Below are 25,697 nucleotides of genomic sequence, written 5' to 3'. Positions count from 1 at the left end.
CGAGCAGAAGCTGCTCCGGGGCGCCAGCGGCGAGGCTCGCACCCTGCGGCGCAGCGCCCCGAGGCCTTTGCCGAACCACACGAGGCCTTTGCCGAACCACGTTCCTGAAGGGCCTTCCACGCACACCAAAGGCCCTGCGATCGTCGCAGGGCCCGGCTACTCGTACTCGGTTACTGATATTCTTCTTCACTCATACGCGGCCGATGGGCCGGTCACTCTCACAGGAGGGGCTTGCACCCCGAAGTCGTCAGCGCAGGCCGAGGAAGGAAAGAATGGCGATGACGATGACGACGAGGCCCACGATGTAGATGATGCTGTTCACGGTAAGCTCCTTGATGAATTGACGAGAGGCTCGATCAGACGGGCAAGGTGGGCGGTACTCCCGGCCCTTCGCCCGGAAGATCCGGCTCGGTGGGCGGCACGTCCGGGCTTTCTCCCGGTCCGGGCAGCGGTCCGGGCGTCACGTCCGGGTCAGGATCCGCCGGAGGCGTGGGTATGGGCCCCGGAGGCCGGGCTGGTGACGTCATGAGATGTCCTCTGCGGCTGTTCCGGGAGGACCTGGCTGATCCGCATCCTCCCCCTCGGCCCCTCAATGCAGAGGCGGCCGGGCTGGTTCCCTCTGCCGATCACTCCGAAGTGAAGGTCCGCCCGCGCCCCGTCGGCCGCTGCCGCTTCGGACGGCGGGCTCGGCCTCGCGCGGAAATGCGTCCCGCGGACGTCTTCACGGCCGTTCAGCGGCACACGCATGCTCTGGCTGTTTTCGGCTGTTCAGCGCCCCACGGACGCTCTGGCTTTGCGTTGCGCGCGTGGGCGCGCCGCGCCGCGCCGGCGGTGTCAGGCACAGTCAGGCCCAGGATCCACGTCACCCGGCGATGCTGGAACATTCATCCGCAGCGCCCGTTGCATGGGCCGTCTGAAAACACCGAAGGCTCTGTGCCTTCCAGTGAAGCTCGATGGAGGATCAGACATGGCACAGTCGAAATTCGAAACCGACAATCGCGGTTGGAGCGAAGACCGGGACACGCAGCGCTACGCGGGGGACCGCTATCGCGAGGACCGGGACGAAGGCTATCGCGACCGGGGCGGCATGCGCGCCAGTCGCGACGAACGTGAACGCTACCGCGACCGGTTCGATGCACGCTATCAGGATCGCGGCCAGGAGGATGACGGCTCCGGCTCACGCGATCGCGGCCCCGCGAGCCGGGGGATGGACGCAGCAAGCGGCTACGGCTTCGGAGCTGCAGGCTTCGATCCCCGCGACCGTGACGCGCATCGCGGCGGCTACGGCGCGCAGGAGCGCGACTATGGCCGAGGCTATGACCCCTACTCCGAGCGTCGTCCTCAGGACGAGCAGTCGTGGAGCTACGGACGCCAGTCAGGTCGCGGTTGGGACCAGCGCGGACGCGGTCATGGCGAGCGCTTCGGTCACCCGTCGGACGAGCGCGGCTTCATGGAGCGCGCCGCGGACGAAGTCCGCTCCTGGATGGGAGATGACGACGCGAGCCGGCGGCGGGAGGCCGACCACCGCGGCAAGGGCCCGCGCGGCTACCAGCGCTCGGACGAGCGGATTCACGACGACGTCAACGACCGACTGAGCGAGGATCCCCGTCTCGACGCCTCCGACATCGAGGTCTCGGTCGCGAGCGGCGAAGTCACGCTGAGCGGCCAGGTCTCGTCGAAGATGGAGAAGCGCCGCGCCGAGGATTGCACCGACTCCGTCTCGGGCGTCCGGCATGTGCAGAACAACCTGCGTGTGCGCGACGGCACGGGCGCTTCGGGTTCCGGCGGCAGCACGTTCGGAGCCGGCTCTAGCGGCGGATCGGATACGGACAGCGGCGGCGGCAGCTTCGGCAGCGGCTCGCAGAACACTCAGGCCTGAGCGGCGGGCGGCCCTCGCGGCCGCCCTCCCCGCCGAGACCACGAGAGAGAGAAAGGATCAGATATGAACGTTTTCCGGTTACCCTTGATCGCGGGCCTGGCCGGCCTTCTGGCCAGTGCCGCCGCAGCGCAGACGACGACCGCGCAGGGCACGACCATGGGACGCGACTGGGATGCGCCCATGGTCGACACCTTCTTCAACCCTGGTGGCTCGATGACCATGAGGACCGAGGCGGAAGTCCGCTCCAGCTGGGACTCGCTCTCCGAGGAGCAGAAGAGCCAAGTCCGCGACGATTGCGCCTCCTTCGGGACCGCGGGTGTCGGGACCGATGCAGCGGGCACTTCGGGCGGGACCTCTGCCGGCACCGTGCCGGCCGAAGGGTCCGCGAGCGGCGGCGCGACAAGCCCGATCGGTCAGCCCACCGGCGAGGAGGCGGCCGGTTCCGGCACGCTGCCCGCGGACGACACGACGGGCCATCCCGACACGAAGGTGAGCAACGTCGGCGAGAGCGACGCGACCACGCAGGACACCGGCACGACGGCCGGCCCCGGCACCTCGGAAGAGCGGGTGACGGCCGCCGAGCAGGCGATGACCGGCAGCCCGTCCGACGCCGGAACCGGCGCCACGACCAATCCGGCGGCGGGCGGAGCCACCGTCGGAACGGGCGAGGCGAGCATGAACGCCACGAATACCTCGAGCACCGAGGCAGCATCCGAGTCCGGATCCGATGACACGCCCGGCACGCGCGAGTTCGACTCGGCGGCCGTATCCCTCACCTCCTGGACGCAGATCTGCCAGATGGTGGAGACCTTCTGACGTCGCGACATTCCGCGCGATCCGGCAGCGGCGCACCTTCGGGCGCGCCGCTTTTTTCATCACCTGACGCAATCCGCCTGAAAGATGGCCTCCATCCGCCACGGCTCGTTGAGCAGACGCATGACATGCGCGACAGAAAGCCTGTGGGGACGCCGCCGCCGACGGTCCTGAACGAGGTCGGAAGCCCGGCAGTCCCCACGCGATCCAGGCATCTTGTTCCCTCACATCCCAGCGATGATCGGGGGCTGGCAATTTTCCGCTCATCAAATCGCGCTGATTGGGCGATAATTCGCCTGATGGCATGACCGCCCGCATTCGGGTTTTGCCGTGCGAAACCAACCCTCTTCCGACCCGTTGGATTACCAGCAGGCCTTAACGGCTCTGTCCAATTAGTCTTTAAAGGCGAAAGGATCGCAACATGAAGAAAGTCATTGCCCTCTCGGCGCTTCTGGCTTCGACAACCGCTTACACGGCTCTGGCTCAGGATACCGCAACGCCCGATGCCACGACGCCGCCCGCAACGACGGACACCACGACTCCGCCCGCCACCGGCACCGACATGGCGACCCCGCCGGCCGAAGGTTCGGACATGACGCCGACCACTGACGGCACGACCGGCACCGGAATGACCGGCACCGATACCGAGGCGGATACCGGCATGACCGGCACTGACACCGGCATGACCGGAACGGATACCGGGATGGCGACCGACGGCGCTGCCGGTGGCATGCAGGTTCCCGAAGGCTTCACGATGTACTCGGGCGAGCCGATGACCGCCGAGGACCTTCAGGATGCGGCCGTCTACTCGATGAACGACGAATCCGTCAGCGGTATCTCGGACTTCGTGCTGGCCGAGGACGGCAAGATCGAACAGGTGATCTTCGACGTCGGCGGTTTCCTTGGGATCGGCGCGCGCAATGTCGCGGTCCCGTTCGAGGATCTGCAGATCTACACCAACGCGGATCAGAGCGAAGTGCGCGTCTATCTTCCGATGTCGCGCGAGGAGCTCGAGGCGCTGCCCGAATACACGGCGACCGAATAATCCCATCCGCAGGATCTACACGAGGCGCGCGGGGCAACCCGCGCGCCTTTCGCTTGCGCATGTGGCGGCTTCGGATCGTGAACATGCGGAACGGCAAGTTCCGGACTTCGGAGAAGGAGCATGGCCACCTGCCCCATCTCGACTGCACCCGCTCGACCCTTCGCTGCACGGGCGCGCGGTGCCCTCCTCCTCGCTGCATGAGTTTCTTGCCCGCGATCCGACCTTCAACCCGGTCGAGGCGCGACACGCGCGAGACCGCCGGATCGGGAGTCAGCCACGAACCCTTCGCACCTGCGGCGAAGATGATGAAGCTGCTGGAACCCACGGGCGACCGGTCCCGTTGCCAAGGTGACATCGCCTGCCAAGGAGCCGGAACTTGATCGCAACCCTTACCGCCATCGTCCTCGCCCTCGCCGGGCTCGGCCTTCTGATCCCGGGGGCCTGGCTCGCCGCGCTGGGAGGAAGCTGGTTCTACCTCGCCGCCGGCCTCGTCATGCTCGTTTCGGCCTGGCAGGTGTTCCGACGCTCTTCGGCCGCGGAATGGACCTACGGGGCGCTGATCCTCGGCGCGCTCGTCTGGTCGATCTGGGAGGTGGGGTTCGACTGGTGGCAGCTCATTCCCCGAGGCGGCGTCATCGTGCTTCTCGGTATATGGCTCTACCTGCCTTTCATGCGCCGACAGCTCACGACCGACGACGGTCGCCCGGCTCCGGGCCTGCCTCTGGCGCTGCCGCTTCTTGCGGCCATCGGCGTGGCCATCTGGTCATGGACCGGCGACGAGGCGGGACATGACGGACGCCTCACGACCGAAGTGGTCGATCCCGAACCCGATCTCGGCCCTGCAGTTCCCCCGGGCGAATGGCATCAGTACGGCCGCACGCAGCTGGGCCAGCGCTACTCGCCGCTCGAGCAGATCAACGTCCAGAACGTGGCGGAACTGGAGCAGGTGTGGGAATTCCAGACCGGCGACGTGAAGCTTCCGCAGGACGTCACCGAGACCACTTATCAGGTGACGCCGCTCAAGATCGGGGACAGGCTCTACATCTGCACCCCTCACGACCTTGCCATCGCACTGGATGCGGCGACCGGGAAAGAAGCCTGGCGCTTCGACGCGAACTCCGGGCTCGAGCCCGACCGCCAGCACCAGACCTGCCGCGGCGTCACCTACTGGAAGGATTCGAACCGGACGGAGGGCGAGCTCTGCGCCGCACGCGTCTACCTGCCCACGGCAGACGCGCGGCTGATCGCGCTCGACGCACTTTCGGGAGAGGTCTGCACCTTCTTCGCCGAGAACGGCACCCTGCATCTCGAACACGGGATGCCCTTCAAGCCCGAGGGCTTCTATTACTCGACCTCGCCCCCGGTTGCCGTGGACGGACGCATCATCATCGGCGGCGCGGTCAACGACAACTTCTCGATCCGGTCGCAGTCCGGCGTGATCAGGGCCTTCGACGCCAACACGGGCGCGCTTCTGTGGAACTGGGACAGCGGCAACCCGGACAACACCGCACCGATCGACTGGATGAGCGGCGAGACCTACACCGCGAATTCGCCGAACTCGTGGTCGGTCTTCTCGGTCGACGAGCAGCGCGGGCTTGTCTACATCCCGCTCGGCAACCAGGTGCCGGATCAGCTGGGGATGGGACGATCCCCGGCGGTCGAGGAACATTCCTCGTCGGTCGTGGCACTGGACGTGAGGACCGGCCGCAAGGCCTGGGTGTTCCAGACCGTGCACCACGATCTGTGGGACATGGACGTGCCCGCGCAGCCGGTGCTTCTGGATCTCGACGTCGGGGGCGAGACCGTCCCCGCGCTCGTCCAGCCCACCAAGCAAGGCGACATCTACGTGCTGAACCGCGAGACGGGCGAGCCCATCCTGCCGGTGTCACAGGAGCCGGCCCCGCAGGAGGGCGCCTTGCCCGAGGAGACACCGGCACCGGAGCAGCCCGTATCCGCGCTCAGCTTCTCGCCCGACGCCCTGCGCGAGAGGGACATGTGGGGCGTGACGATCTACGACCAGCTGGCCTGCCGGATCCAGTATCACCGTCTGAACTACGAGGGCCGCTACACGCCCCCCTCTCTCAACGGCACCATCGTCTATCCGGGCAATTTCGGCACCTTCAACTGGGGATCGGTGGCGGTGGATCCGGAGCGGATGGTGATGTTCGGGATGCCCACCTACCTGCCCTTCACCGTCCGTCTCGTGCCGGCCGAGGACATCCCTCCGCCCGGTGCGGACGAGACGGCAAGCGAGCAGGGCCTGAACCGCAACGACGGCGCTCCCTACGGCGTCTTCATGGGTCCCTTCCTCGGGCCGCTCAAGGTGCCCTGCTCGGCCCCGCCGTGGGGCTACGTTGCCGGCGCCGACCTGCGCAGCGGCGAGATCGCCTGGATGCACAGGAACGGCACGGTGCGCGACATGACGCCCCTGCCCCTGCCCCTCAAGCTCGGCGTGCCGGGGATCGGGGGACCGATCATCACGAAGGGCGGAGTGGCCTTCCTCGGCGCGGCGGTCGACGATTACTTCCGGGCCTATGACCTGACGACCGGCGAGCAGCTCTGGCAGGCGCGACTGCCTGCGGGTGGCCAGTCGACGCCGATGTCCTACGAGCAGGACGGCAGGCAGTATGTCGTGATCGTGGCGGGAGGTCACGGATCCGTCGGCACGAAACCGGGCGACTACGTCATCGCCTATGCACTGCCGGATTGAACCGGGGGTCGGACGGCGACGGTCAGCGGCGCGAACCGCCGTCGTCGCCGGTCATGGACACGGGGTCAGGCCGGAAGCTGCGCCTTCCATTGTGAACCTTTGGGTCCCTCGTGATTGCTTGCCAGCGCGAGCCGGCACTACGCTCGGTGCGGAAAGTGACAGTTCAGCGTCATCCTTTGCCGGCGAGGCGGCAACGGACTCGGTGAACCCGCAGGCTCAGAGCGCGATCGCCACGATCACCACCAGAACCATCACCGCGCCGAAGATGAGGATCGGCCGGAGACCTCTGCGGGTCTGGTTCCCGGCCAGTTCGCCCACGGTCCGAGGCCGTGCGGAGGCGTTGGACGAATTCTCCACGTTCCGCGTCTCCATCTCCCGCGCATGAGCGATCTGATCGGGCGTGGGCGAGGTACCCGCAGCCTCGTCATCAGTCCCGAGGGGCGCGGCCGCCGGGTCCATGAACGGGACCTTGTCCCCGGTTCCGCCACGGTCGATGTCATGGCGGAGGCGGGCGGTCGTTTCGCCCCGCGACGACTGCCGCGACTGCGCGCCATCGCGCGCCGGGCGGTCGGACCTTTGCTGGACCATCGGAAGCTCCTGTTGTTTTTCTCGACGCGGAACCGGCACGTCGGGCCGTTGTTCCAGCACGGCCGCGAGGCTGAACCTTCGCGAGGTCGCAGAGCGCGCGCAGCCGAAGCCTGCGACGCGCGGCCCGCGTCGAGGCTGGTCATCGTCGCGAAGGGCGCCTCCGGCACGGTGGACCAGCGAGGCCATCGCTTGACCTGTCGGCGCAGCGCGGCCCGCCGTCGGGCTTCCGAAACGCGCCCGGTCGGTGCTCGCTGCCGGTCGGGAACCTTGCCCGTATCCGCAGGTTGACCGCCGATTGCCGGCCTGCGCCGGCGCAGCCTGAAGGAGCCGTGCATGTCCGCATCCGAAAAGGACCTCGAGAAGCAGAAGCGCCGTCACCGGGGTCCGCTGATCGGCATTGCCGTCGTTCTCGTCTTCGCCCTTGGCTACCTGATCTGGTGGTTGGGATACGAAGCGGTCGAAGGCAACGCGCCAAGGGACGCGGACGTGCTGATCGACGGTCGCTCCGGAGAGACGGAAGCGGATCCGGCACGCGGCAGCGTCGGCGACGGTCCCGTAGGCGCCGACAACGCGCCCGCTCCTCCCACGACGGCCCCGGCCGACTGATTTCTTCCGGATCGCACAAGATGGGCCGGTCGCCTTGGACGGTGGCCGGCACTTTCCGTTCTGGAGGGCGCGGTCAGTCAGGATGCGGGGACGACCCCTCACCGGAGTCGCGCGCAAGGCAGCACCCGAGCACGCGCCAGCGGCTCCGACACTCTCGGACAGCTGGTGCCTGTCGTCGCTTCTGGCATGATGGCTCCCGCTCGCGCGAGGAAATGTTCGCTTCGCTCGCCAAGCGCGCAAAATCGAAAATCCTCATTGACAAAACGCCGCAGGTCGGGCTCCCTCCGAGGACGGACGGAGGACAGCAAGTGACCATGCGCGGGACTGGCACGGAGCCGGTCGATCTCTTCATCATCGGGGGCGGGATCAACGGCTGCGGCATAGCCCGCGACGCCGCGGGCCGCGGGCTGCGCGTCACCCTCGCCGAGATGGGGGATCTGGCGCAGGCGACGTCCTCTGCTTCCACAAAGCTCTTCCACGGCGGGCTGCGCTACCTCGAGTATTTCGAGTTCCGCCTCGTGCGCGAGGCGCTGGAAGAGCGCGAGACGCTGCTCGTAGCCATGCCGCACATCTCCTGGCCCATGCGCTTCGTCCTGCCCTGGCAGCCCGAGATGCGGTTCGCGGGCGACACGCCCACGGCAAGGATCCTCGGGCGCCTCATGCCCTGGATGAAGGGGCGCCGGCCCGCCTGGCTCATCCGCCTCGCGCTCGAGACCTACGACCGCCTCGGCGGCCGCCGGATCCTACCGCCGGCACGGCCCGTCGATCTGACCAAGGATCCGGCCGGGGCACCGCTTAAGCCGCGCTTCACCCGCGGCTGGGAGTATTCCGACTGCTGGGTCGAGGACTCCCGTCTAGTGGTGCTGAACGCGCGCGACGCCGAGCGCAGGGGGGCCACGATCCTGACCCGGACCGAGGTGGTCTCGGCCGAGCGGCAGGGCGATCTCTGGCGCGTGACGACGGAAGGCCGCGAAGGTCGCCGCGAGCATCTCGCCCGTGCGCTGGTCAATGCCGGTGGACCCTGGGTGGCGCGCATCATCCGCGAAAAGCTCCACCTGCCCACGCGCGAGAACGTGCGCCTCGTCCGTGGCAGCCACATGGTCACCCGGCGGCTCTTCGATCACGACCGCTGCTACTTCTTCCAGGGCAAGGACGGGCGGATCATCTTCGCCATTCCCTACGAGACGGATTTCACCCTGATCGGCACCACGGACCAGGATCACCGGGGGGCGCCTGACGAGGCGCGCTGCACGCCCGAGGAGCAGGACTATCTCTGCGCCTTCGCCTCGGACTACTTCGCCCGCCCCGTGACGCGGGACGACATCGTCTGGACCTATTCCGGCGTCCGGCCCCTGCACGACGACGGGGCACACTCGGCCACGGCCGCAACGCGGGATTACGTGCTGTCGATCGACCGGCAGGGGGCGCCGCTGCTGAATGTCTTCGGCGGAAAGATCACGACCTACAGGCGGCTCGCGGAAAGCGCGATGACGAAGCTTGCGCCCTTCTTCCCGGAGGCCGGCGGCTCCTGGACCGCGGGGGTGGCCCTGCCGGGCGGCGATTTTCCGTGGGACGGGGCATCGGCGCTGGCCGAGGGGCTGCTGCGCGACTTCCCGTTCCTCACCGACCGCTGGGCCATGCGGCTCGTCCGCGCCTATGGGACCGATGCGCGGAATCTGCTCGGATTGGCGCGCAACGCGCTTGATCTCGGGCAGGACTTCGGTGCTACGCTGACCGAAGCCGAGGTGCGCTGGCTGATGCGGCACGAATACGCGCTGAGGGCCGAGGATGTGGTCTGGCGGCGCAGCAAGCTCGGCCTCCGGATGTCGGCAGAGGAAATCGCGGCGCTGGACGGCTGGATGAGGGACGTGTCCGGCGCGGCCGGCGCGCAGGCCGCGGGGTTGGCCGGGGCGAGCTGACGCAGGCCGCGCGCCGGTGACGGGCGCGGCGGCCAGAGGCGGAGGCCGGGTAACCACCCGGCCGGACAGGTCGGGGGCGGACAAGCGAGAGCCGGTCCGGCATCGTCGCCGAAGGACCGCCCGAGGAGGGGCGGCCCGGAGGGGCAGAAGATCCGGCGGCAGCCGGCGGGGAAGTCAGGGGGGAGAATGACGCTGGAGTTCCAGAGGGTTTCGCGCGCGGTCAGCGGACGGATGCACATCCATCCGACGGATCTCGTGCTGGAAGGCGGCACGATGAACGTGCTGCTCGGCCCTACGCTTGCGGGCAAGACCAGCCTCATGCGGCTGATGGCCGGCCTCGACCTGCCCAGTTCGGGGCGCATCCTCTGGGACGGACGCGACGTGACCGGCGTCCGGGTGCAGGACCGCCGCGTCGCCATGGTCTACCAGCAGTTCATCAACTACCCCTCGATGAGCGTCTACGAGAACATCGCCTCGCCTCTGCGGCTGATGGGCCGCGCAAGGGCCGAGATCGACCGCGAGGTGCGCGCGGTGGCCGAGATGCTGAAGCTGACGCCCATGCTGAAGCGCCGGCCGCTGGAACTGTCGGGCGGCCAGCAGCAGCGCTGCGCGCTGGCGCGGGCGCTGGTCAAGGGCGCGGGTCTCGTGCTGCTGGACGAACCGCTGGCCAACCTCGACTACAAGCTGCGCGAGGAACTGCGGCTCGAGATCCCGAGGATCTTCGAGGCCTCGGGCGCGATCTTCGTCTATGCCACGACCGAGCCCGAGGAGGCGCTGCTGCTCGGGGGCAACACGGCGACCCTCTGGGAGGGGCGCGTGACGCAGTTCGGGCCGACGCCGCAGGTCTATCGGCGGCCGGTGGATGCCACGACGGCGAGGGTCTTCTCGGATCCCCCGATGAACTTCCTGCCGGTCACCAAGTCCGGGCACCGGCTGAACTTCGGCCACCTGGCCAATGCCCCGGCCGAGGGGGGCTTCGCGCAGCTTCCCGACGGCGACTACCGGGCGGGGTTCCGGGCGAACCACCTCGCGCTGAACCGTCATTCGGGCAGCGCGGTGGACTTCACCTGCCGGATCGTCGCGACCGAGATCACCGGCTCCGAGACCTTCCTGCATCTCGCGCACGGGCCGGACCGGTGGGTGGGTCTGGTGCCCGGCGTGCACGAGATCGCCGCGGGGAGCGAGGTGTCGGTCTGGCTCGATCCGGCGCATGTCTACCTCTTCGATGCCGAAGGCGCGCTGGCCGCCCCCGCGGCCTATGCGCTCGCGGCCTGAGGAGGCACGGATGGCACGCATCACCCTCTCGAACCTCGCCCACAGCTACCTGCCGAAGCCGCGGGGCGAGGACGACTTCGCGCTGAAGGAAATGGACCACGTCTGGCAGGACGGCGGCGCCTATGCGCTGCTCGGCGCCTCGGGTTGCGGCAAGACCACGCTTCTGAACATCATCTCGGGCCTCCTGCGCCCGAGCCGCGGGCGCGTGCTCTTCGGCGAGACCGACGTGACGCGTTCCCCGACGGCCGCGCGCAACATCGCGCAGGTGTTCCAGTTCCCGGTGGTCTACGACACGATGACCGTGCGCGAGAACCTGGCCTTCCCGCTCAGGAACCGCGGACGCGACGCGGCCTATGTCGAGGCGCGCGTGGGCCAGATCGCCCGGATGATCGGGATGGAAGGCGCGCTCGATACCCGCGCGCGCGGGCTGACCGCCGATGCGAAGCAGAAGATCAGCCTCGGACGCGGCATGGTGCGCGAGGACGTGAACGCGATCCTCTTCGACGAGCCGCTGACCGTGATCGACCCGCACATGAAATGGGAACTCAGGACGCAGCTGAAGCAGCTTCACCGCGAGTTCGGTCACACGATGATCTACGTCACCCACGACCAGACCGAGGCTCTGACCTTCGCGGACCGCGTCGTGGTGATGCACGAGGGGCGTGTCGTCCAGACCGGCACGCCCGAGGAACTCTTCGAGACGCCCGAGCACACCTTCGTCGGCTATTTCATCGGCTCGCCCGGGATGAACCTCTTCGAGGCCGAGGTTGATGGCATGGTCGCGCGCGTCATGGGGCATCCTGTCCCGCTTGGCGCCGCCTACCCCGCCACCGGCGGGCGGGTACAGATCGGCATCCGGCCCGAATTCGTCTCGCTGGCCGACGAGGGCCTGCCGGCCACCATCACCCGCGTCGAGGACGTGGGCCGCCACCGCATCCTGCGGGGTGAGGCCTTCGGGCAGCCGGTCAATCTCCTGCTGCCCGAGGACAGGCCCGCGGCCACGGGGCCGGCCTTCCTGCAACTCGCCCCCGAGAAGATCAACGTCTATGCGGACGACTGGCGCGTGCTGCCCGTCGGCGCCCGGAGGGCTGCGTGATGGAGAAGACCTGGAACAACCGCGCCTGGTTCCTCGTCCTGCCGGTGCTGGTGCTGGTGGCCTTCTCGGCGGTCATTCCACTGATGACGGTGGTCAACTATTCCGTTCAGGACACGTTCGGGCGCAACGAGTTCTTCTGGGCCGGCCTCGAGTGGTTCGAGGATACGGTGACCTCGGACCGCATCCATGCGGCCCTCGGCCGGCAGGTACTCTTCACCGCGATCATCCTCGCCATCGAGGTGCCGCTCGGCATCTTCGTCGCGCTCAACATGCCCAAGAAGGGTTTCTGGTCGAGCCTCTGCCTCATCCTGATGGCGATGCCGCTGCTCATTCCCTTCAACGTCGTGGGCACGATCTGGCAGATCTTCGGCCGGGTGGACATCGGTCTGCTCGGGCGGACGCTGACGGCGCTGGGGGTGGACTACAACTACACGAACGACTGGCTCGACGCCTGGGCCACGGTGATCGTGATGGACGTCTGGCACTGGACCTCGCTGGTGGCGCTGCTCTGCTATGCCGGGCTCCAGTCCATCCCCGAAGCCTATTATCAGGCCGCCAAGATCGACCAGGCCAGCCGCTGGGCCGTGTTCCGCTACATCGAGCTGCCCAAGATGCGGGGCGTGCTGCTGATCGCGGTGCTGCTGCGCTTCATGGACAGCTTCATGATCTACACCGAGCCCTTCGTGGTGACCGGCGGCGGACCCGGCAACTCGACCACCTTCCTGTCGATCGACCTCGTGAAGATGGCGATCGGCCAGTTCGACCTCGGCCCGGCCGCCGCCTTCTCGATCATCTACTTCCTCGTCATCCTGCTGATCTCGTGGGTGTTCTATACCGTCATGACCAATCTCGACCGCGAGGACCGCCAATGACGCCCTTCGCTGCCATTGATCCCGCCGTCCGGTGCGGCGCGCATCCGCCCTCGCCGCGCGCCGGTCGAACGGCCGCCGCGGCGGAATGGCACCGGACTGCGACAGGGTCGCACGCTCACGGCCGCACGACAGGGCGCGACTTAGGACAGGGAGTGCGGCCATGAAGCGCCCCGGATCCGCGCTCGTGATGGTGCTCTACCTGCTCTTCCTGATGGTGCCGGTCTACTGGCTGGTCAACATGAGCCTGAAGACCAATGTCGAGATCACGCGCAGCTTCACGCTCTGGCCGCACGACCTGACCTTCGGGAACTACCGGACGATCCTCACCGACCCGTCCTGGTACATGGGCTATGTCAACTCGCTGATCTACGTGGTCATGAACACGGTGATCTCGATCACGGTCGCCCTGCCCGCGGCCTATGCCTTCTCGCGCTACCGCTTCCTCGGCGACAAGCACCTGTTCTTCTGGCTGCTCACGAACCGCATGGCGCCGCCCGCGGTCTTCGCCCTGCCCTTCTTCCAGCTCTATTCCTCGGTGGGCCTGTTCGACACCCACATCGCCGTCGCGCTGGCGCATTGCCTCTTCAACGTGCCGCTCGCGGTCTGGATCCTCGAGGGGTTCATGTCGGGCGTGCCGAAGGAGATCGACGAGACCGCCTATATCGACGGCTATTCCTTCCCGCGCTTCTTCGTGAAGATCTTCATGCCGCTGATCGCGAGCGGCGTCGGGGTGGCTGCGTTCTTCTGCTTCATGTTCTCCTGGGTCGAACTGCTGCTGAGCCGCACGCTGACCTCGGTCAATGCCAAGCCCATCGCGGCCACGATGACGCGCACCGTCTCGGCCTCGGGCCTCGACTGGGGAGTGCTTGCCGCGGCCGGGGTGTTGACGCTGATCCCCGGCGGGCTCGTGATCTGGTTCGTGCGCAACTACATCGCCAAGGGCTTCGCCCTGGGGAGGGTGTGACATGGCCTGGATGGCATGGACCTGGCCCACGGCCGCCTTCTTCGGCGCCATCGCGGCGCTCCTGATCCTGATGACGGCGCTGGCCCTCCTGCGGCCCGAGACGCCGCGGCGGGGGATCCTCACCATCGAGACGACGCGCGGCGACCGTCTCTTCATCACGCTTCTCGGGTCGGCCTTCCTCTGTCTGGGCTGGCTCTTCTTCTTCGGCGCACCGCTCTGGGGCGCGCTGATCCTGTGCCTGATCTACGCCGCGGCCGTGTTCCGCTGGGTCTAGGCAGGCGCAATCCACAACCAGAGTCTTTGGGAGGAGACTGAACATGAGATACGGAAAGACAGCCACGGCGATGGCGCTCGCGCTGATGGCGCTCGGCGCCCCGCCGGCGCAGGCGGACATGGAGGCGGCGGCACAGTTCCTCGATGCCGAGATCGGCGACATGTCCACGCTCTCGCGCGAGGAACAGGAGGCCGAGATGCAGTGGTTCATCGACGCCGCCGCGCCGATGGCCGGAATGGACATCAAGGTGGTCTCCGAGACCATCACCACGCATGAATACGAAGCCAAGGTGCTCGCCCCGGCCTTCTCGAAGATCACCGGCATCAACGTCACCCACGACCTGATCGGCGAGGGCGACGTGGTGGAAAAGCTGCAGACGCAGATGCAGTCGGGCGAGAACATCTACGACGCCTACATCAACGACAGCGACCTGATCGGCACCCACTGGCGCTACCAGCAGGCCCGCAGCCTGACCGAGTGGATGGAGGGCGAGGGCAAGGATGTCACCAACCCGAACCTCGACCTGCCCGACTTCATCGGGCTGAAGTTCACCACCGGCCCCGACGGGCAGGTCTACCAGCTGCCCGACCAGCAGTTCGCGAACCTCTACTGGTTCCGCTACGACTGGTTCAACGACGAGAAGACGAAGGCCGACTTCAAGGAGAAGTACGGCTACGACCTCGGCGTGCCGGTCAACTGGTCGGCCTACGAGGACATCGCCGAGTTCTTCACCGGCCGCGACATGAGCTACATGGGCGGGCCCGCGAGCGTCTATGGCAACATGGACTACGGCAAGAAGGACCCGAGCCTCGGCTGGCGCTTCACCGATGCCTGGATGTCGATGGCCGGCATGGGCGACAAGGGCGAACCGAACGGCCTGCCCGTCGACGAATGGGGCATCCGCGTCAACGAGAACTCGCAGCCCGTGGGCTCCTGCGTGACCCGCGGCGGGGCCACCAACGACGCGGCGGCGGTCTATGCGATCACCAAGTACATCGACTGGCTGAAGAACTACACGCCGCCCGCGGCCGCGGGCATGACCTTCTCGGAGGCGGGGCCGGTGCCGGCGCAGGGCGACATCGCCCAGCAGATGTTCTGGTACACCGCCTTCACCGCCGACATGGTGGGCGACGGCGCCAAGGCCGTGCTGAACGAGGACGGCACGCCCAAGTGGCGCATGGCCCCCTCGCCGCACGGCGCCTACTGGGAGGAGGGCATGAAGGTCGGCTATCAGGACGCGGGCTCCTGGACGCTGATGAAGTCCACGCCGGTCGATCGCGCCAAGGCGGCCTGGCTCTATGCGCAGTTCGTGACCTCGAAGACGGTCGACGTGAAGAAGTCCCACGTCGGGCTCACCTTCATCCGCGAATCCACGATCCAGCACGAGAGCTTCACCGAGCGCGCGCCGAAGCTCGGCGGTCTGGTCGAGTTCTACCGCTCGCCCGCGCGCGTCCAGTGGTCGCCCACGGGCACCAACATCCCGGACTATCCGAAGCTCGCGCAGCTCTGGTGGCAGAACATCGGCGACGCCTCCTCGGGCGCGAAGTCGCCGCAGGAGGCGCTGGACGCGCTCTGCGAGCAGCAGGAACGGGTGCTCGAGCGGCTCGAGCGCGCGGGCGTGCAGGGCGACCTCGGTCCGAAGATGAACGAGGAGCAGGACGCGCAATACTGGCTGGACCAGCCGGGTTCGCCGGTGGCCAAGCTCGAGAACGAGGATCCCCAGCCCGAGACGGTCAGCTATGATGAGCTGATCAAATCCTGGCAGCAGTGACCCCAGAGGCGGGGCGGGCGTCGTGCCTGCCCCGCGCCTTTCCTCCCCGGTGCTTGCCGTTGCGGCCCGTTGGCAGCACCATCGGGCACATTTCGGCAGACGAACCGGGAAGACAGACATGAGCCACATCCTCGCCATCGATCAGGGCACCACCTCGTCGCGCGCGATCGTCTTCGACCAGTCACTGTCGCTGAAGGCGATGGCGCAGGAGGAATTCCCCCAGATCTACCCCCGGCCCGGCTGGGTGGAGCACGATCCCTCCGACCTCTGGTCGAGCGTCGCGGCGACGGCGCGCGCGGCGGTGGAGCGGGCCGAGATCGACGGCAGCCTTTCCGCCATCGGCATCACCAACCAACGCGAGACCGTCGTGATCTGGGAGCGCGCCACCGGGCACCCGATCCACAACGCGATTGTCTGGCAGGACCGCCGCACTGCCGACCTCTGCCAGGATCTCGGCGCCGCGGGTCACGAGGGCATGATCACGCAGCGCACCGGCCTGCTGCTCGATCCCTATTTCTCGGCCACCAAGGTCAAGTGGCTGCTCGATCACGTCGAGGGCGCACGCGAGCGGGCGCGGAGGGGCGATCTTCTGTTCGGCACGGTCGACAGTTTCCTCATCTGGAAGCTCACCGGCGGACGCGCCCATGTGACCGATGCCACCAATGCCGCGCGCACGATGCTCTTCGACATCGGCCGCGGCGTCTGGGACGAGGAGATCTGCGGGCTCCTCGACATCCCCATGGCGATGCTGCCCGAGGTCATGGATTGCGCGGCACCCTTCGGGATGACCCGCGCCGATCTCTTCGGCCGCGAGATCCCCATCCTCGGCGTCGCGGGAGACCAGCAGGCCGCCACCTGCGGGCAGGCCTGCTTCCACCCCGGCATGATGAAATCGACCTATGGCACCGGCTGCTTCGCGCTCCTGAACACGGGTGAGGAACGGGTGACGAGCCGGTCGCGGCTTCTCACGACCATCGCCTACCAGCTGGGCGGCAAGCGGACCTATGCGCTGGAAGGCTCCATCTTCATCGCCGGGGCGGTCGTCCAGTGGCTGCGCGACGGCCTCAGGATCATCCGCGAGGCCGGCGAGACGCACGGGCTCGCCACGGCCTCGGACGCGGCGCAGGACGTGGTGATCGTGCCCGCCTTCACCGGCCTCGGTGCCCCGTGGTGGAAGCCAGAGAGCCGGGGCGCCGTCTTCGGCCTCACGCGCAACTCGGGGCCGGAGGAATTCGCGCGCGCCGCGCTGGAGAGCGTGGGCTACCAGACGCGCGACCTGCTGGAAGCCATGCGCGCCGACTGGCAGGCCGGGACCGAAGGCGTGCTGCGGGTGGACGGCGGCATGACCGCATCCGACTGGACCATGCAGTTCCTGGCGGACATCATCGGCGCTCCGGTCGACCGGCCGGTGGTGCGCGAGACGACGGCGCTCGGTGCCGCCTGGCTCGCGGGAATGCAGGCGGGCCTCTGCCCGGGCCCCGAGGAATTCGCCGCCGGCTGGGCGCTGGAACGACGGTTCGAGCCGGCAATGGACGAGGCCACGCGGGCACGGAAATACGCCCGATGGGGCCGGGCGGTGCGCGCGGTGATGGACGTATGACGCCCTTCGGGATCGCGGCGCCGGGGCGCATTCTCTTCGGCCGGGGCGAGGCGGGGCGCGCGGCGGGCCTCGTCACGGGCTTCGGACGGCGCATCCTCCTCGTCCACGGCCGGAACGGGGGGCGGGCAGACTGGCTCCTGCGGGACATCGAGGCGCTTGGCGGCGAAGTTCTGGCCATGGGCTGCCCTGCGGAGCCTGACCTGGCGCTGCTCGAGGACAGCCTCGGGCAGGCCCGCGCCTTTGCCCCCGAGGTCGTCGTCGGGCTCGGCGGGGGCGCGACGCTGGACCTTGCCAAGGCGCTGGCGGCGCTGGTTCCTGCGCCGGACGGCCCGATGGAGCATCTGGAGGTCGTGGGCAAAGGGCGGCCGCTCGTGGCGCCGCCCCTGCCCTTCGTGGCGCTGCCGACGACCTCCGGCACCGGCAGCGAAGTGACGAAGAACGCGGTCATCGGCGTGCCCGAGCATCGGCGCAAGGTCTCGCTCCGCGACGACCGGATGATCGCGCGGATCGCTCTGGTCGATCCGGCACTGACGGATGGCTGCCCGCCCGGGGTGACGCTTGCATCCGGTCTCGATGCGGTCACGCAGGTGATAGAACCCTATGTCTCGGCCCGCGCCACGCCCTTCACCGATGCCATCACCCGTCCCGCCATCGCCGAGGGGCTGCGGGCCCTGATGCGGCTGGAAAAGGGCGAGGACGCCACCTCGCGCGACGAGCTTGCCTGGGTGAGCCTCTGCGGGGGACTTGCGCTCGCCAACGGCGGCCTTGGCGCCGTCCATGGGCTGGCGGGGGTGATCGGCGGGATCAGCGGCGCGGCCCATGGGGCAATCTGCGGAACGCTGCTCGCGCCCGTCCTGCGGGCGAACCTCGCGGCCTCGGCCCCCGGCAGCACCGCCCGCGCCCGGCTGGGAGAGGTCTGCGGCCTGCTGGGTCAGACCTTGGGAACCTCGCCGCGCGAGGCTCCGGAGGCGCTGGAGGCGTGGGTGCGTGCGGCAGGCCTGCCGAGGCTCGCCGATCTCGGTCTCGATCCCGCAGATCACGCGGCGGTCGCGGAGGCCTCCGCCGTCTCGTCCTCGATGAAGGGTAATCCGGTGGGCCTGACGCAGGCCGCGCTGGTCGAGGCGATGCGGCAGGCGTGAACGGCGGCGGAGCCGACGGGTCCGCCACGCCTGCGCGCACCTAGTCCGCCTTTTCGCCGAGCGTATCGGCCATCACGGCGCCGCGCCGGCCCATCGGCCGGTCCGGGCCGATGGTCGTGTCCTGCGCCGTCTGATGTTCCATCTCGGAATTGATCTCGGCCCCGACGATCAGGATCATCACCGCGATCCAGACCCAGAGCAGCAGGCCCACCACCGCACCCAGCGAGCCATAGGTGGCGCTGTAGTTGGCGAAATTCTCGAGATAGACGGTAAAGGCGACCGATGCGAGCAGCCAGATCACCGTGGCGATCCCGCTGCCCCACGTGACCCAGCGCCAGTCCGGCGACTTCCGCGACGGCGCCCAACGGTAGAGCGCCGCCATGGCCACCGCGACCACGAGCAGCAGGAGCGGCCACCGCGTGAGCCACACGACCGCCGTCGTCACGGATCCGAGGTCGATGATCGCGAGTACTGCCGGAACGATGGCGACAGCCGCGATCATCGTCACCGAAAGCGCCATCGCCCCCAGCGTCAGCGCGAAGGAGAGCAGGTTCAGCATCAGGAACGACCGCTTCTCGCGTTCGTCATGCGCGATGTTCATCGCCTCGATCAGCGCCTTCATGCCGGAATTGGCGCTCCAGAAGGCGATCAGGAACGAGATGGCGAAGCCGAAGGTCAGCGAGGAACTCTGCCCGCTGGCCAGCGTCCGGAGCTGTTCCGTCAGCAGGTCCAGCCCCTCGGCCGGCAGGACGCCGCGCAGCGAGTCCATCTGGTCGGCGATGATGGCAGGGTCGGCGAAGAGGCCATAGAGAGACACGAAGGCCGCAAGGGCCGGAAAGAGCGCCAGCACGAGATAGAAGGTCACTCCGGCGGCGACGAGCATCACCCTGTCCTGATCAATGGACTGCCAGACCCTGAGTGCGATGTCCTTCCATCCCTTGACGGGGATATCGCGCGGGCGTCGCGCCTCGCGGCCGCGGCCTGCTTCGGAAGGGGTGGCTTCGGGCATGGCGATCTCCTCCCCTCTCAAATCGCCCTGCGGCACCGGAGGTTCCCGAAGATCTCGATGCCGGACGCGACGCCGGAGGATGCCCTGCAGACCGGATGCTCCCGAAGGTCGCGGCGCGCGGCGCGCCGGCCGGCCCGGATCGAGGCCGGCCAAGCCTGCCGGCGAGATGCGCGGTTCCCCCGGACCCGGTTCCGCCCGCCGTCCGGGCGCGGATCGCCGCGGGCCTCCGGCGCACCGGGTGCCGGAGGCCCGGCAGCCTCAACCGCAGAGGCGCAGATGCTCCTGAAGGGCGAAGCGGTCGGTCATTCCGGCCACATAATCGGCGACGATGCGGGCAAGCGCGGTCTCGTCCTCCGCCGCCTCGACGTCGCGGCGCCACTCCTGCGGCAGAAGCTCCGGTCGCCGCATGAAGAGCGGGAAGAGATCGTTGACCACCTGCGTCACCTTCGCCCGCTCCCTCATGACCGAGGGCGCGCGGTACATCCGGTGGAAGAGGAAACTGCGGATGACCTTCAGTTCCTGATAAAGCGGCTTCGAGAACCGGATGACGGTCGCGCCCATCTGGCGGATCTCCTCGACCGACTTCGGCTGCGCGGCCTCGAGCCGGCCCTGCGCCACCGCGATCACATCCTCGACCATCCGTCCGAAGACGCGGCGCAGCGCCTCGTGCCGCCGCCGCATCGGCTCGAGCCCCGGATAGAGGCCGTCCACCTCCTCGAAGGCGGGCGCGGTGACGGGCAGTTCCAGCAGGTCCGCCTCGGTGAAGAGGCCCGAGCGGAGCCCGTCGTGCAGGTCATGGTGCGAATAGGCCACGTCATCGGCGATGGCCGCGACCTGCGCCTCGGCCGAGGCATAGGTGTGGAGTTCCAGATCCCACTGGGCGTTGGCCTCGGCCAGCGCATAGGGAAGCTCGCCCTCCACCGGGCCATTGTGCTTGGCGATGCCCTCGAGCGATTCCCACGTCAGGTTCAGCCCGTCGAATTCCGCATAGTGCCGCTCGAGCCGGGTCACGATCCGCATGCACTGGGCGTTGTGGTCGAAGCCGCCGTAGGGCTCCATCAGCTTCGCCAGCGCATCCTCGCCCGTATGGCCGAAGGGCGTGTGGCCAAGATCGTGGGCCAGCGCGATGCATTCGGACAGATCCGTGTTCAGGCCCAGCACGCCCGAGATCGTGCGTGCAACCTGCGCCACTTCGATCGAGTGGGTGAGCCGCGTGCGGTAATAATCGCCCTCGTGCTCGACGAAGACCTGCGTCTTGTGCTTCAGCCTGCGGAAGGCCGAGGAATGGATGATCCGGTCCCGGTCCCGCTGGAAGGGCGAGCGGAAGGTGGACATGCTCTCGGGCTTTTGCCGGCCGCGGCTTTCGCCGGGCTGGCAGGCATAGGGCGCCAGCATCAATCTGCCTGTTCTTGTGACCTGTTTTGCTGCAACCTATATGGGTGCATGACCGATTTGACACGGGGTTTCTCATGAACCTTCCGCCGCGGGTGACCGACAGGGCCTTTGCCCGTCTCGCCGAAATTGCCGAAGCCTCGGGCGAAACACGCCCCCTGCGCGTCGCCGTCGAGGGCGGCGGCTGCTCGGGCTTCCAGTACGAGATAAAGCTCGACGATCCGGGCTCGGACGATCTGGTGATCGAGAAGGACGGCCAGAAGGTGCTGATCGACCAGGTCTCGTTGCCCTTCCTCGCCAATGCCGAGATCGATTATGCCGACGAGCTGATCGGCTCGCGCTTCGTGATCCACAATCCGAACGCGACGAGCTCCTGCGGATGCGGGACCTCCTTCTCGATCTGAGCCCGGGGTGCCTCCCCAGGCTTCGGGCGCCCCGGCGCCCGCTTCGCCCTGCGGCGCATGCGCCCTCACCGACCTCAGCGCACGAGGAGCGCCCATGAAGATCGCCACCTTCAACATCAACGGCATCAAGGCGCGGATCGAGGCGCTTTCGGGCTGGCTCGAGGCCGCCTCTCCCGACGTCGTGCTGTTGCAGGAGATCAAGTCGGTCGACGAGACCTTTCCGCGCGTGCAGTTCGAGGACAGGGGCTGGCATCTGGAAACCCATGGCCAGAAGGGCTTCAACGGCGTCGCGATCCTGTCGCGCCTGCCGCTCGAGGACGTGACGCGCGGCCTGCCGGGGGATGACGAGGACGTGCAGGCGCGCTGGATCGAGGCCACGGTGGTGGGTCAGCGCGCGGTGCGGGTCTGCGGTCTCTACCTGCCCAACGGCAACCCGGCACCGGGGCCGAAATACGACTACAAGCTCGGCTGGATGGCCCGGATGAAGCGCCGCGCCGAGGAGTTGCTCGCCACCGAGGAGCCCGTCGTGCTCGCCGGCGACTACAACGTGATCCCGCAGCCCGAGGACGCGGCGCGGCCCGAGGTCTGGGTGACGGATGCGCTCTTCCTCCCCGAGACCCGCGCCGCCTACAGGCGCATCGTGAACCTCGGATACACGGACGCCTTCCGGACCCGGACCTTCGGACCGGGGCATTACAGCTTCTGGGACTATCAGGCCGGCGCCTGGGAGAAGAACAACGGCATCCGTATCGACCACCTGCTACTGTCGCCGCAGGCCGCCGACCTGATGACCGATGTCCGCATCGACCGCGAGGTGCGGGCAGGCGAGAAGCCTTCGGACCACGTGCCGGTCTGGGTGCAGCTCGCCGCCTGACGGACGAAGCGGAATAGGCCGGCCGGGCGCCAGGATGCCCGCCGAGACGCGATCCGGCGGGGCAATGCCGCGATCCGCTCGCAGGGCGAGGCGGGATATCCGCCCGACGCGCGATGCCCGATCCGGTCTCGGGTGAAGACGCCCGTTCCATGACGCAACGTCTCGGGGAGCGCGCGTTGACGGTCGGCGGCGGCCACCCGTAGCGTCGACCCATGTCCAGTGTCGCGCCCTCCATCGCCCGCATCCACGCAAGCTTCGCCCGGCAGCCCGCCATGGCGCTGGTGCGGGCAACGCTCGGCCTTGTCGAGACGGGGCGGACCGAGATTCACCTGCCGCACTGGCCCGGCATCGAGCAGCAGCACGGTTTCATTCATGGCGGCGTGGTCGGCATGATCGCGGATTCGGCGGCCGGTTATGCCGCGATGACGGTGGCGCCCGAGGATGCCTCGGTGCTGACGGTCGAATACAAGATGAACCTTCTTTCGCCGGCCGATGGCGACGGGTTGATCGCGCGCGGCGAGGTGGTGCGTGCAGGCCGGACGCTGATCGTGACGAAGGCCGAGGTGATGGCCCTGCACGAGGGGCGCGAGCGCCTCTGCGCGCTCATGCAACAGACCATCATGGTCATGGCGGGAAAGGCGGAGAAGCAGGCGGGCTGAAAGGCTGCCGCCTGCCGACGCTCGGTTCGGCCCGGGGGCTCAGGCCGCCGTCACGTCATAGCCGTAGAGCCAGTCGAACCGCCGCAACGTCGGACCCGGCAGCAGGCGCGAGCCGAGACGCAGGCCGACATGGGCGATTTCACGGAAGGGGCTGCGCAGGTGATAGGCCCAGGCGTTGTTGTTGGCGGCCTGCACGACGCGGCAGCAGCGCGGCACCCGCCGTGCCTGATACTCGGCCAGCCCGCCCTTGATGTTCGAGTGCCGCGACAGGCACTCGGCCAGCACCCACGCATCTTCGAGCGCCATGTTGGCGCCTTGCGCCAGAAACGGCAGCGTGGGATGGGAGGCGTCTCCCAGGATGGCGGCATGGCCGCGATACCAGGTATGGGCGACCGGATGGCGGAACAGCCCCCAGAGCCACACGTCCTCCACCTGCTCGAGCCAGTGCCGGACACGGCCGTTGAACTTCGAGAAGGCCAGCCGGAGGTCTACCGGATCGTCGCGAAGGTTCCATCCTTCCTGCACCCACCGCCGGCGCTCTTCCACCGCCACGATGTTGCGTTGCGTCCCGCCGCGCATCGGATAGCTGACCAGGTGGCGCCCCTCGCCCATGTGCACCTCGGCCACCACCGGCTCGCCCGGCGTCGCCGGAATGACCGTGCGCCACGCCACCTGATTGGTGAAGAAGGGCTGCGCCGGACCGTTCAGTTCCGCCCTCACCAGCGAATGCAGCCCATCGGCGCCGATGAGGAGGTTGGGCGTGTATTCAGCGCCCTGCGCCGTCACAAGCCGCGGCCGTGGCCCGGCGAGATCCACCGCCTCGATCTTCTGCAGGAGGCGGATGTGGACACCCGCGTCCCGGGCTCCGGCGGCGAGGAGGTCGATCAGGTCGGCCCGGTGCATCAGGTGATACCCCTGCCCCGGCCTCAGCCGCGCCAGATCGAGCTTCAGCACGAGATCGCCGCCCACGCCGTTGCGCAGCTCGACCGCCTGTGCCCGCATCGAGGCCGCCTCGAGCGCATCACCGAGGCCGAGCGCGCGCAGCACCACCGCGCCGTTGGGGGAAATCTGCAGACCGGCGCCGACTTCGCGGATCGCCTCGGCCTGCTCCAGCACCGTCACCTCGGCCCCGCGGAGCGCGAGCGCACGGGCCACCGCCAGACCGGCAACGCCGGCCCCGAGGACGGTGACCTCGGCATCCTTCAGGCTCATCGGGGTCCTCCAAATGCGAACGCCGGACCGCAATTCGGCCCGGCGTCATTTTTCGCGCCCGAGCGGCCGGAGGGCAAGCCGCGAGGCAAGGATGCGCCCACTGGTCGCGGCAGGCCTATTCGTCGCGGTGCACGCGCTCGCGCCGCTCGTGACGTTCCTGCGCCTCGAGGGTCATGGTCGCGATCGGGCGGGCATCGAGACGGCGCAGAGAAATGGGCTCGCCCGTCACCTCGCAATAGCCGTATTCGCCGGCCTCGATGCGCCGCAGCGCGGCATCGATCTTGGCCACCAGCTTGCGCTGCCGGTCGCGCGTGCGCAGCTCGAGCGCCCGGTCCGTCTCCTCGCTCGCGCGGTCTGCGATGTCGGGGACGTTGCGGCCGGATTCCTGCAGGCCCTCGATGGTCTCGGCGCTCTGCTCCAGCAGTTCGTGTTTCCAGTTGAGAAGTTTGCGGCGGAAATACTCCAGTTGCCGCTCATTCATGAAAGGTTCGTTTTCGGCGGGGCGATAATCGTCAGGCAGAAAGGTCTCTGCTTTCATGGCTGCTGCTCTCTCTTGCAGGCCGGCAGGCTCCGAAACGTGGTTCACTGTCATCCGGCGCTCCCTTCAATGCGGCTCATCTAGCGCAACCGGGCACCTTTGTCACTAGCTGCCTCGCTGCCCTTGCGACGGATTCAGCCTGTGCTATCCTGCCTCAGCAATTTCCCCCAAGGTGACGCGGCGTAAATGAAATTTTCCTCAACCTCTTCCTACGTCGCGACGGAGGATCTCTCGGTTGCCGTGAACGCCGCCGTCACCCTAGAACGGCCGCTTCTGGTCAAGGGAGAGCCGGGAACCGGCAAGACCGAACTTGCCCGGCAGGTGTCGCAGTCCCTTGGGATGCCGCTGATCGAATGGCATGTGAAGAGCACGACGAAGGCGCAGCAGGGTCTCTACGAATACGATGCCGTCAGCCGCCTGCGCGACAGCCAGCTCGGCGAGGAGCGGGTGCACGACGTGCGCAACTACATCCGCAAGGGCAAGCTCTGGCAGGCTTTCGAGGCGCCCGGTCGCGTGGTCCTGCTCATCGACGAGATCGACAAGGCCGACATCGAATTCCCCAACGACCTCCTGCAGGAGCTCGACCGGATGGAATTCCACGTCTACGAAACCGGCGAGACCGTGCGGGCGCAGAACCGTCCCGTGGTCATCATCACCTCCAACAACGAGAAGGAGCTACCCGACGCCTTCCTGCGCCGCTGTTTCTTCCATTACATCCGCTTTCCCGACATCGAGACGATGCGCGCCATCGTCGAGGTGCATTTCCCGGGCCTCAAGGAAAAGCTCCTGACCGCGGCGCTGACCCAGTTCTATGAGCTGCGCGAGGTGCCCGGGCTGAAGAAGAAACCCTCCACCTCCGAGGTGCTGGACTGGCTGAAGCTGCTCCTGGCCGAGGATCTTTCGGCCGAGGATCTCAGGCGCGACGGGCGCAACCTGCTGCCCCGGCTGCACGGCGCGCTGCTGAAGAACGAGCAGGACGTGCATCTCTTCGAGCGGCTGGCCTTCATGGCGCGGCGGCAAGGCTGACCGAGCCGCCTCTTTCTCCATCGAGGGATGTT

The 25,697-nt window shown here is 67.9% G+C and carries 23 protein-coding genes; 18 read left to right on the top strand and 5 right to left on the bottom strand.

Features of this window, described 5'->3' with window-relative positions; genetic code table 11:
- The first annotated feature begins 967 nt into the window (after positions 1 to 967).
- The 4 genes from ACTVZP_RS03510 (at position 968) to ACTVZP_RS03495 (ending at position 6,447) form a co-directional block, all read left to right on the top strand.
- Positions 968 to 1,879: a BON domain-containing protein gene (locus tag ACTVZP_RS03510; RefSeq protein ID WP_443210697.1), complete on the top strand. Its 912-nt coding sequence runs from the start codon at positions 968 to 970 to the stop codon at positions 1,877 to 1,879.
- 63 nt (positions 1,880 to 1,942) lie between these two features.
- Positions 1,943 to 2,695 (top strand): hypothetical protein, encoded by a 753-nt coding sequence (locus tag ACTVZP_RS03505; protein ID WP_443210696.1) that lies wholly within the window; start codon positions 1,943 to 1,945, stop codon positions 2,693 to 2,695.
- Positions 2,696 to 3,113: 418 nt separating this feature from the next.
- Entirely contained in the window at positions 3,114 to 3,737 is a 624-nt protein-coding gene (locus tag ACTVZP_RS03500; RefSeq protein WP_443210695.1) for a PRC-barrel domain-containing protein, read from the top strand.
- A gap of 376 nt (positions 3,738 to 4,113) precedes the next feature.
- Entirely contained in the window at positions 4,114 to 6,447 is a 2,334-nt protein-coding gene (locus ACTVZP_RS03495) for a glucose/quinate/shikimate family membrane-bound PQQ-dependent dehydrogenase (protein ID WP_443210694.1), read from the top strand.
- A 216-nt stretch (positions 6,448 to 6,663) separates the two neighbouring features.
- On the opposite strand, the gene ACTVZP_RS03490 is transcribed toward ACTVZP_RS03495, so the two are convergent.
- Positions 6,664 to 7,035 carry a hypothetical protein gene (locus ACTVZP_RS03490; protein WP_443210693.1) on the bottom strand — a complete coding sequence of 124 codons (372 nt, stop codon included), beginning with the start codon at positions 7,033 to 7,035 and terminating at the stop codon, positions 6,664 to 6,666.
- Positions 7,036 to 7,368: 333 nt separating this feature from the next.
- Between ACTVZP_RS03490 and ACTVZP_RS03485 the strand changes: the two genes are divergently transcribed.
- From ACTVZP_RS03485 to ACTVZP_RS03440, 10 genes are all read left to right on the top strand, one after another.
- Positions 7,369 to 7,641, top strand: a complete 273-nt coding sequence (locus tag ACTVZP_RS03485) for a hypothetical protein (RefSeq protein WP_443210692.1) — start codon at positions 7,369 to 7,371, stop codon at positions 7,639 to 7,641.
- Between the two features lie 314 nt (positions 7,642 to 7,955).
- A complete protein-coding gene (gene glpD, locus ACTVZP_RS03480; RefSeq protein ID WP_443210691.1) occupies positions 7,956 to 9,560 on the top strand; it encodes a glycerol-3-phosphate dehydrogenase in 1,605 nt (534 codons plus the stop codon).
- Positions 9,561 to 9,746: 186 nt separating this feature from the next.
- A complete protein-coding gene (locus tag ACTVZP_RS03475) occupies positions 9,747 to 10,835 on the top strand; it encodes an ABC transporter ATP-binding protein (RefSeq protein WP_443210690.1) in 1,089 nt (362 codons plus the stop codon).
- A gap of 10 nt (positions 10,836 to 10,845) precedes the next feature.
- Positions 10,846 to 11,931, top strand: a complete 1,086-nt coding sequence (locus ACTVZP_RS03470; protein WP_443210689.1) for an ABC transporter ATP-binding protein — start codon at positions 10,846 to 10,848, stop codon at positions 11,929 to 11,931.
- On the top strand, positions 11,931 to 12,803 hold the full coding sequence (locus ACTVZP_RS03465) for a carbohydrate ABC transporter permease (RefSeq protein WP_443210688.1): 873 nt from the start codon (positions 11,931 to 11,933) through the stop codon (positions 12,801 to 12,803). The genes ACTVZP_RS03470 and ACTVZP_RS03465 overlap by 1 nt, the downstream gene beginning before the upstream one ends.
- Positions 12,804 to 12,963: 160 nt before the next feature.
- Entirely contained in the window at positions 12,964 to 13,767 is an 804-nt protein-coding gene (locus tag ACTVZP_RS03460; protein WP_443210687.1) for a carbohydrate ABC transporter permease, read from the top strand.
- 1 nt (position 13,768) lies between these two features.
- The gene (locus ACTVZP_RS03455; protein ID WP_443210686.1) at positions 13,769 to 14,041 is read left to right on the top strand and encodes a DUF2160 domain-containing protein; all 273 of its coding nucleotides are present in this window, start codon (positions 13,769 to 13,771) and stop codon (positions 14,039 to 14,041) included.
- A gap of 43 nt (positions 14,042 to 14,084) precedes the next feature.
- Positions 14,085 to 15,812 carry an ABC transporter substrate-binding protein gene (locus tag ACTVZP_RS03450; RefSeq protein ID WP_443210685.1) on the top strand — a complete coding sequence of 576 codons (1,728 nt, stop codon included), beginning with the start codon at positions 14,085 to 14,087 and terminating at the stop codon, positions 15,810 to 15,812.
- A 118-nt stretch (positions 15,813 to 15,930) separates the two neighbouring features.
- Complete coding sequence (glpK, locus tag ACTVZP_RS03445) at positions 15,931 to 17,412, top strand: glycerol kinase GlpK (RefSeq protein ID WP_443210684.1); 1,482 nt, start codon at positions 15,931 to 15,933, stop codon at positions 17,410 to 17,412.
- A complete protein-coding gene (locus ACTVZP_RS03440) occupies positions 17,409 to 18,551 on the top strand; it encodes an iron-containing alcohol dehydrogenase (protein WP_443210683.1) in 1,143 nt (380 codons plus the stop codon). The genes glpK and ACTVZP_RS03440 overlap by 4 nt, the downstream gene beginning before the upstream one ends.
- A 40-nt stretch (positions 18,552 to 18,591) precedes the next feature.
- Here the strand turns inward: ACTVZP_RS03440 and ACTVZP_RS03435 are convergent, their stop codons facing one another.
- Together ACTVZP_RS03435 and ACTVZP_RS03430 are read right to left on the bottom strand one after the other, a co-directional pair.
- Positions 18,592 to 19,560, bottom strand: a complete 969-nt coding sequence (locus ACTVZP_RS03435; RefSeq protein WP_443210682.1) for a YihY/virulence factor BrkB family protein — start codon at positions 19,558 to 19,560, stop codon at positions 18,592 to 18,594.
- A 258-nt stretch (positions 19,561 to 19,818) separates the two neighbouring features.
- Positions 19,819 to 20,955, bottom strand: coding sequence for a deoxyguanosinetriphosphate triphosphohydrolase (locus tag ACTVZP_RS03430; protein WP_443210896.1), 1,137 nt, complete (start codon positions 20,953 to 20,955; stop codon positions 19,819 to 19,821).
- Positions 20,956 to 21,029: 74 nt separating this feature from the next.
- On the opposite strand from ACTVZP_RS03430, the gene ACTVZP_RS03425 reads away from it, so the two are divergent.
- From ACTVZP_RS03425 to ACTVZP_RS03415, 3 genes are all read left to right on the top strand, one after another.
- On the top strand, positions 21,030 to 21,356 hold the full coding sequence (locus tag ACTVZP_RS03425) for a HesB/IscA family protein (RefSeq protein ID WP_443210681.1): 327 nt from the start codon (positions 21,030 to 21,032) through the stop codon (positions 21,354 to 21,356).
- Positions 21,357 to 21,450: 94 nt separating this feature from the next.
- Positions 21,451 to 22,230: an exodeoxyribonuclease III gene (gene xth / locus ACTVZP_RS03420; RefSeq protein WP_443210680.1), complete on the top strand. Its 780-nt coding sequence runs from the start codon at positions 21,451 to 21,453 to the stop codon at positions 22,228 to 22,230.
- 272 nt (positions 22,231 to 22,502) lie between these two features.
- Complete coding sequence (locus ACTVZP_RS03415; protein WP_443210895.1) at positions 22,503 to 22,889, top strand: PaaI family thioesterase; 387 nt, start codon at positions 22,503 to 22,505, stop codon at positions 22,887 to 22,889.
- A 39-nt stretch (positions 22,890 to 22,928) separates the two neighbouring features.
- On the opposite strand, the gene ACTVZP_RS03410 is transcribed toward ACTVZP_RS03415, so the two are convergent.
- Entirely contained in the window at positions 22,929 to 24,101 is a 1,173-nt protein-coding gene (locus tag ACTVZP_RS03410) for an FAD-dependent monooxygenase (protein ID WP_443210679.1), read from the bottom strand.
- 115 nt (positions 24,102 to 24,216) lie between these two features.
- On the bottom strand, positions 24,217 to 24,639 hold the full coding sequence (dksA, locus tag ACTVZP_RS03405; RefSeq protein ID WP_443210894.1) for an RNA polymerase-binding protein DksA: 423 nt from the start codon (positions 24,637 to 24,639) through the stop codon (positions 24,217 to 24,219).
- Between the two features lie 186 nt (positions 24,640 to 24,825).
- Between dksA and ACTVZP_RS03400 the strand changes: the two genes are divergently transcribed.
- Positions 24,826 to 25,665, top strand: coding sequence for an AAA family ATPase (locus ACTVZP_RS03400; protein ID WP_443210678.1), 840 nt, complete (start codon positions 24,826 to 24,828; stop codon positions 25,663 to 25,665).
- The last annotated feature ends 32 nt before the right edge of the window (positions 25,666 to 25,697 follow it).

Origin of the sequence: Rhodobacter sp. NSM (assembly GCF_052244495.1) — a bacterium.
Classification (GTDB): Bacteria; Pseudomonadota; Alphaproteobacteria; order Rhodobacterales; family Rhodobacteraceae; genus Cereibacter_A.
The sequence above is the reverse complement of the archived record's forward strand: the minus strand, read 5'-3'. Positions and strand labels throughout refer to the sequence as shown.

Bases quoted from the DNA above. Each gene is read 5' to 3' on its own strand.
- ACTVZP_RS03475 (WP_443210690.1), top strand. From the start codon at position 9,747: ATGACGCTGGAGTTCCAGAGGGTTTCGCGCGCGGTCAGCGGACGGATG.
- glpD (WP_443210691.1), top strand. From the start codon at position 7,956: ATGCGCGGGACTGGCACGGAGCCGGTCGATCTCTTCATCATCGGGGGC.
- ACTVZP_RS03470 (WP_443210689.1), top strand. From the start codon at position 10,846: ATGGCACGCATCACCCTCTCGAACCTCGCCCACAGCTACCTGCCGAAG.
- ACTVZP_RS03435 (WP_443210682.1), bottom strand. From the start codon at position 19,560: ATGCCCGAAGCCACCCCTTCCGAAGCAGGCCGCGGCCGCGAGGCGCGA.
- xth (WP_443210680.1), top strand. From the start codon at position 21,451: ATGAAGATCGCCACCTTCAACATCAACGGCATCAAGGCGCGGATCGAG.
- dksA (WP_443210894.1), bottom strand. From the start codon at position 24,639: ATGAAAGCAGAGACCTTTCTGCCTGACGATTATCGCCCCGCCGAAAAC.
- ACTVZP_RS03510 (WP_443210697.1), top strand. From the start codon at position 968: ATGGCACAGTCGAAATTCGAAACCGACAATCGCGGTTGGAGCGAAGAC.
- ACTVZP_RS03430 (WP_443210896.1), bottom strand. From the start codon at position 20,955: ATGCTGGCGCCCTATGCCTGCCAGCCCGGCGAAAGCCGCGGCCGGCAA.
- ACTVZP_RS03400 (WP_443210678.1), top strand. From the start codon at position 24,826: ATGAAATTTTCCTCAACCTCTTCCTACGTCGCGACGGAGGATCTCTCG.
- ACTVZP_RS03410 (WP_443210679.1), bottom strand. From the start codon at position 24,101: ATGAGCCTGAAGGATGCCGAGGTCACCGTCCTCGGGGCCGGCGTTGCC.
- ACTVZP_RS03455 (WP_443210686.1), top strand. From the start codon at position 13,769: ATGGCCTGGATGGCATGGACCTGGCCCACGGCCGCCTTCTTCGGCGCC.
- ACTVZP_RS03485 (WP_443210692.1), top strand. From the start codon at position 7,369: ATGTCCGCATCCGAAAAGGACCTCGAGAAGCAGAAGCGCCGTCACCGG.
- glpK (WP_443210684.1), top strand. From the start codon at position 15,931: ATGAGCCACATCCTCGCCATCGATCAGGGCACCACCTCGTCGCGCGCG.
- ACTVZP_RS03490 (WP_443210693.1), bottom strand. From the start codon at position 7,035: ATGGTCCAGCAAAGGTCCGACCGCCCGGCGCGCGATGGCGCGCAGTCG.
- ACTVZP_RS03500 (WP_443210695.1), top strand. From the start codon at position 3,114: ATGAAGAAAGTCATTGCCCTCTCGGCGCTTCTGGCTTCGACAACCGCT.
- ACTVZP_RS03425 (WP_443210681.1), top strand. From the start codon at position 21,030: ATGAACCTTCCGCCGCGGGTGACCGACAGGGCCTTTGCCCGTCTCGCC.
- ACTVZP_RS03440 (WP_443210683.1), top strand. From the start codon at position 17,409: ATGACGCCCTTCGGGATCGCGGCGCCGGGGCGCATTCTCTTCGGCCGG.
- ACTVZP_RS03505 (WP_443210696.1), top strand. From the start codon at position 1,943: ATGAACGTTTTCCGGTTACCCTTGATCGCGGGCCTGGCCGGCCTTCTG.
- ACTVZP_RS03465 (WP_443210688.1), top strand. From the start codon at position 11,931: ATGGAGAAGACCTGGAACAACCGCGCCTGGTTCCTCGTCCTGCCGGTG.
- ACTVZP_RS03415 (WP_443210895.1), top strand. From the start codon at position 22,503: ATGGCGCTGGTGCGGGCAACGCTCGGCCTTGTCGAGACGGGGCGGACC.
- ACTVZP_RS03450 (WP_443210685.1), top strand. From the start codon at position 14,085: ATGAGATACGGAAAGACAGCCACGGCGATGGCGCTCGCGCTGATGGCG.
- ACTVZP_RS03460 (WP_443210687.1), top strand. From the start codon at position 12,964: ATGAAGCGCCCCGGATCCGCGCTCGTGATGGTGCTCTACCTGCTCTTC.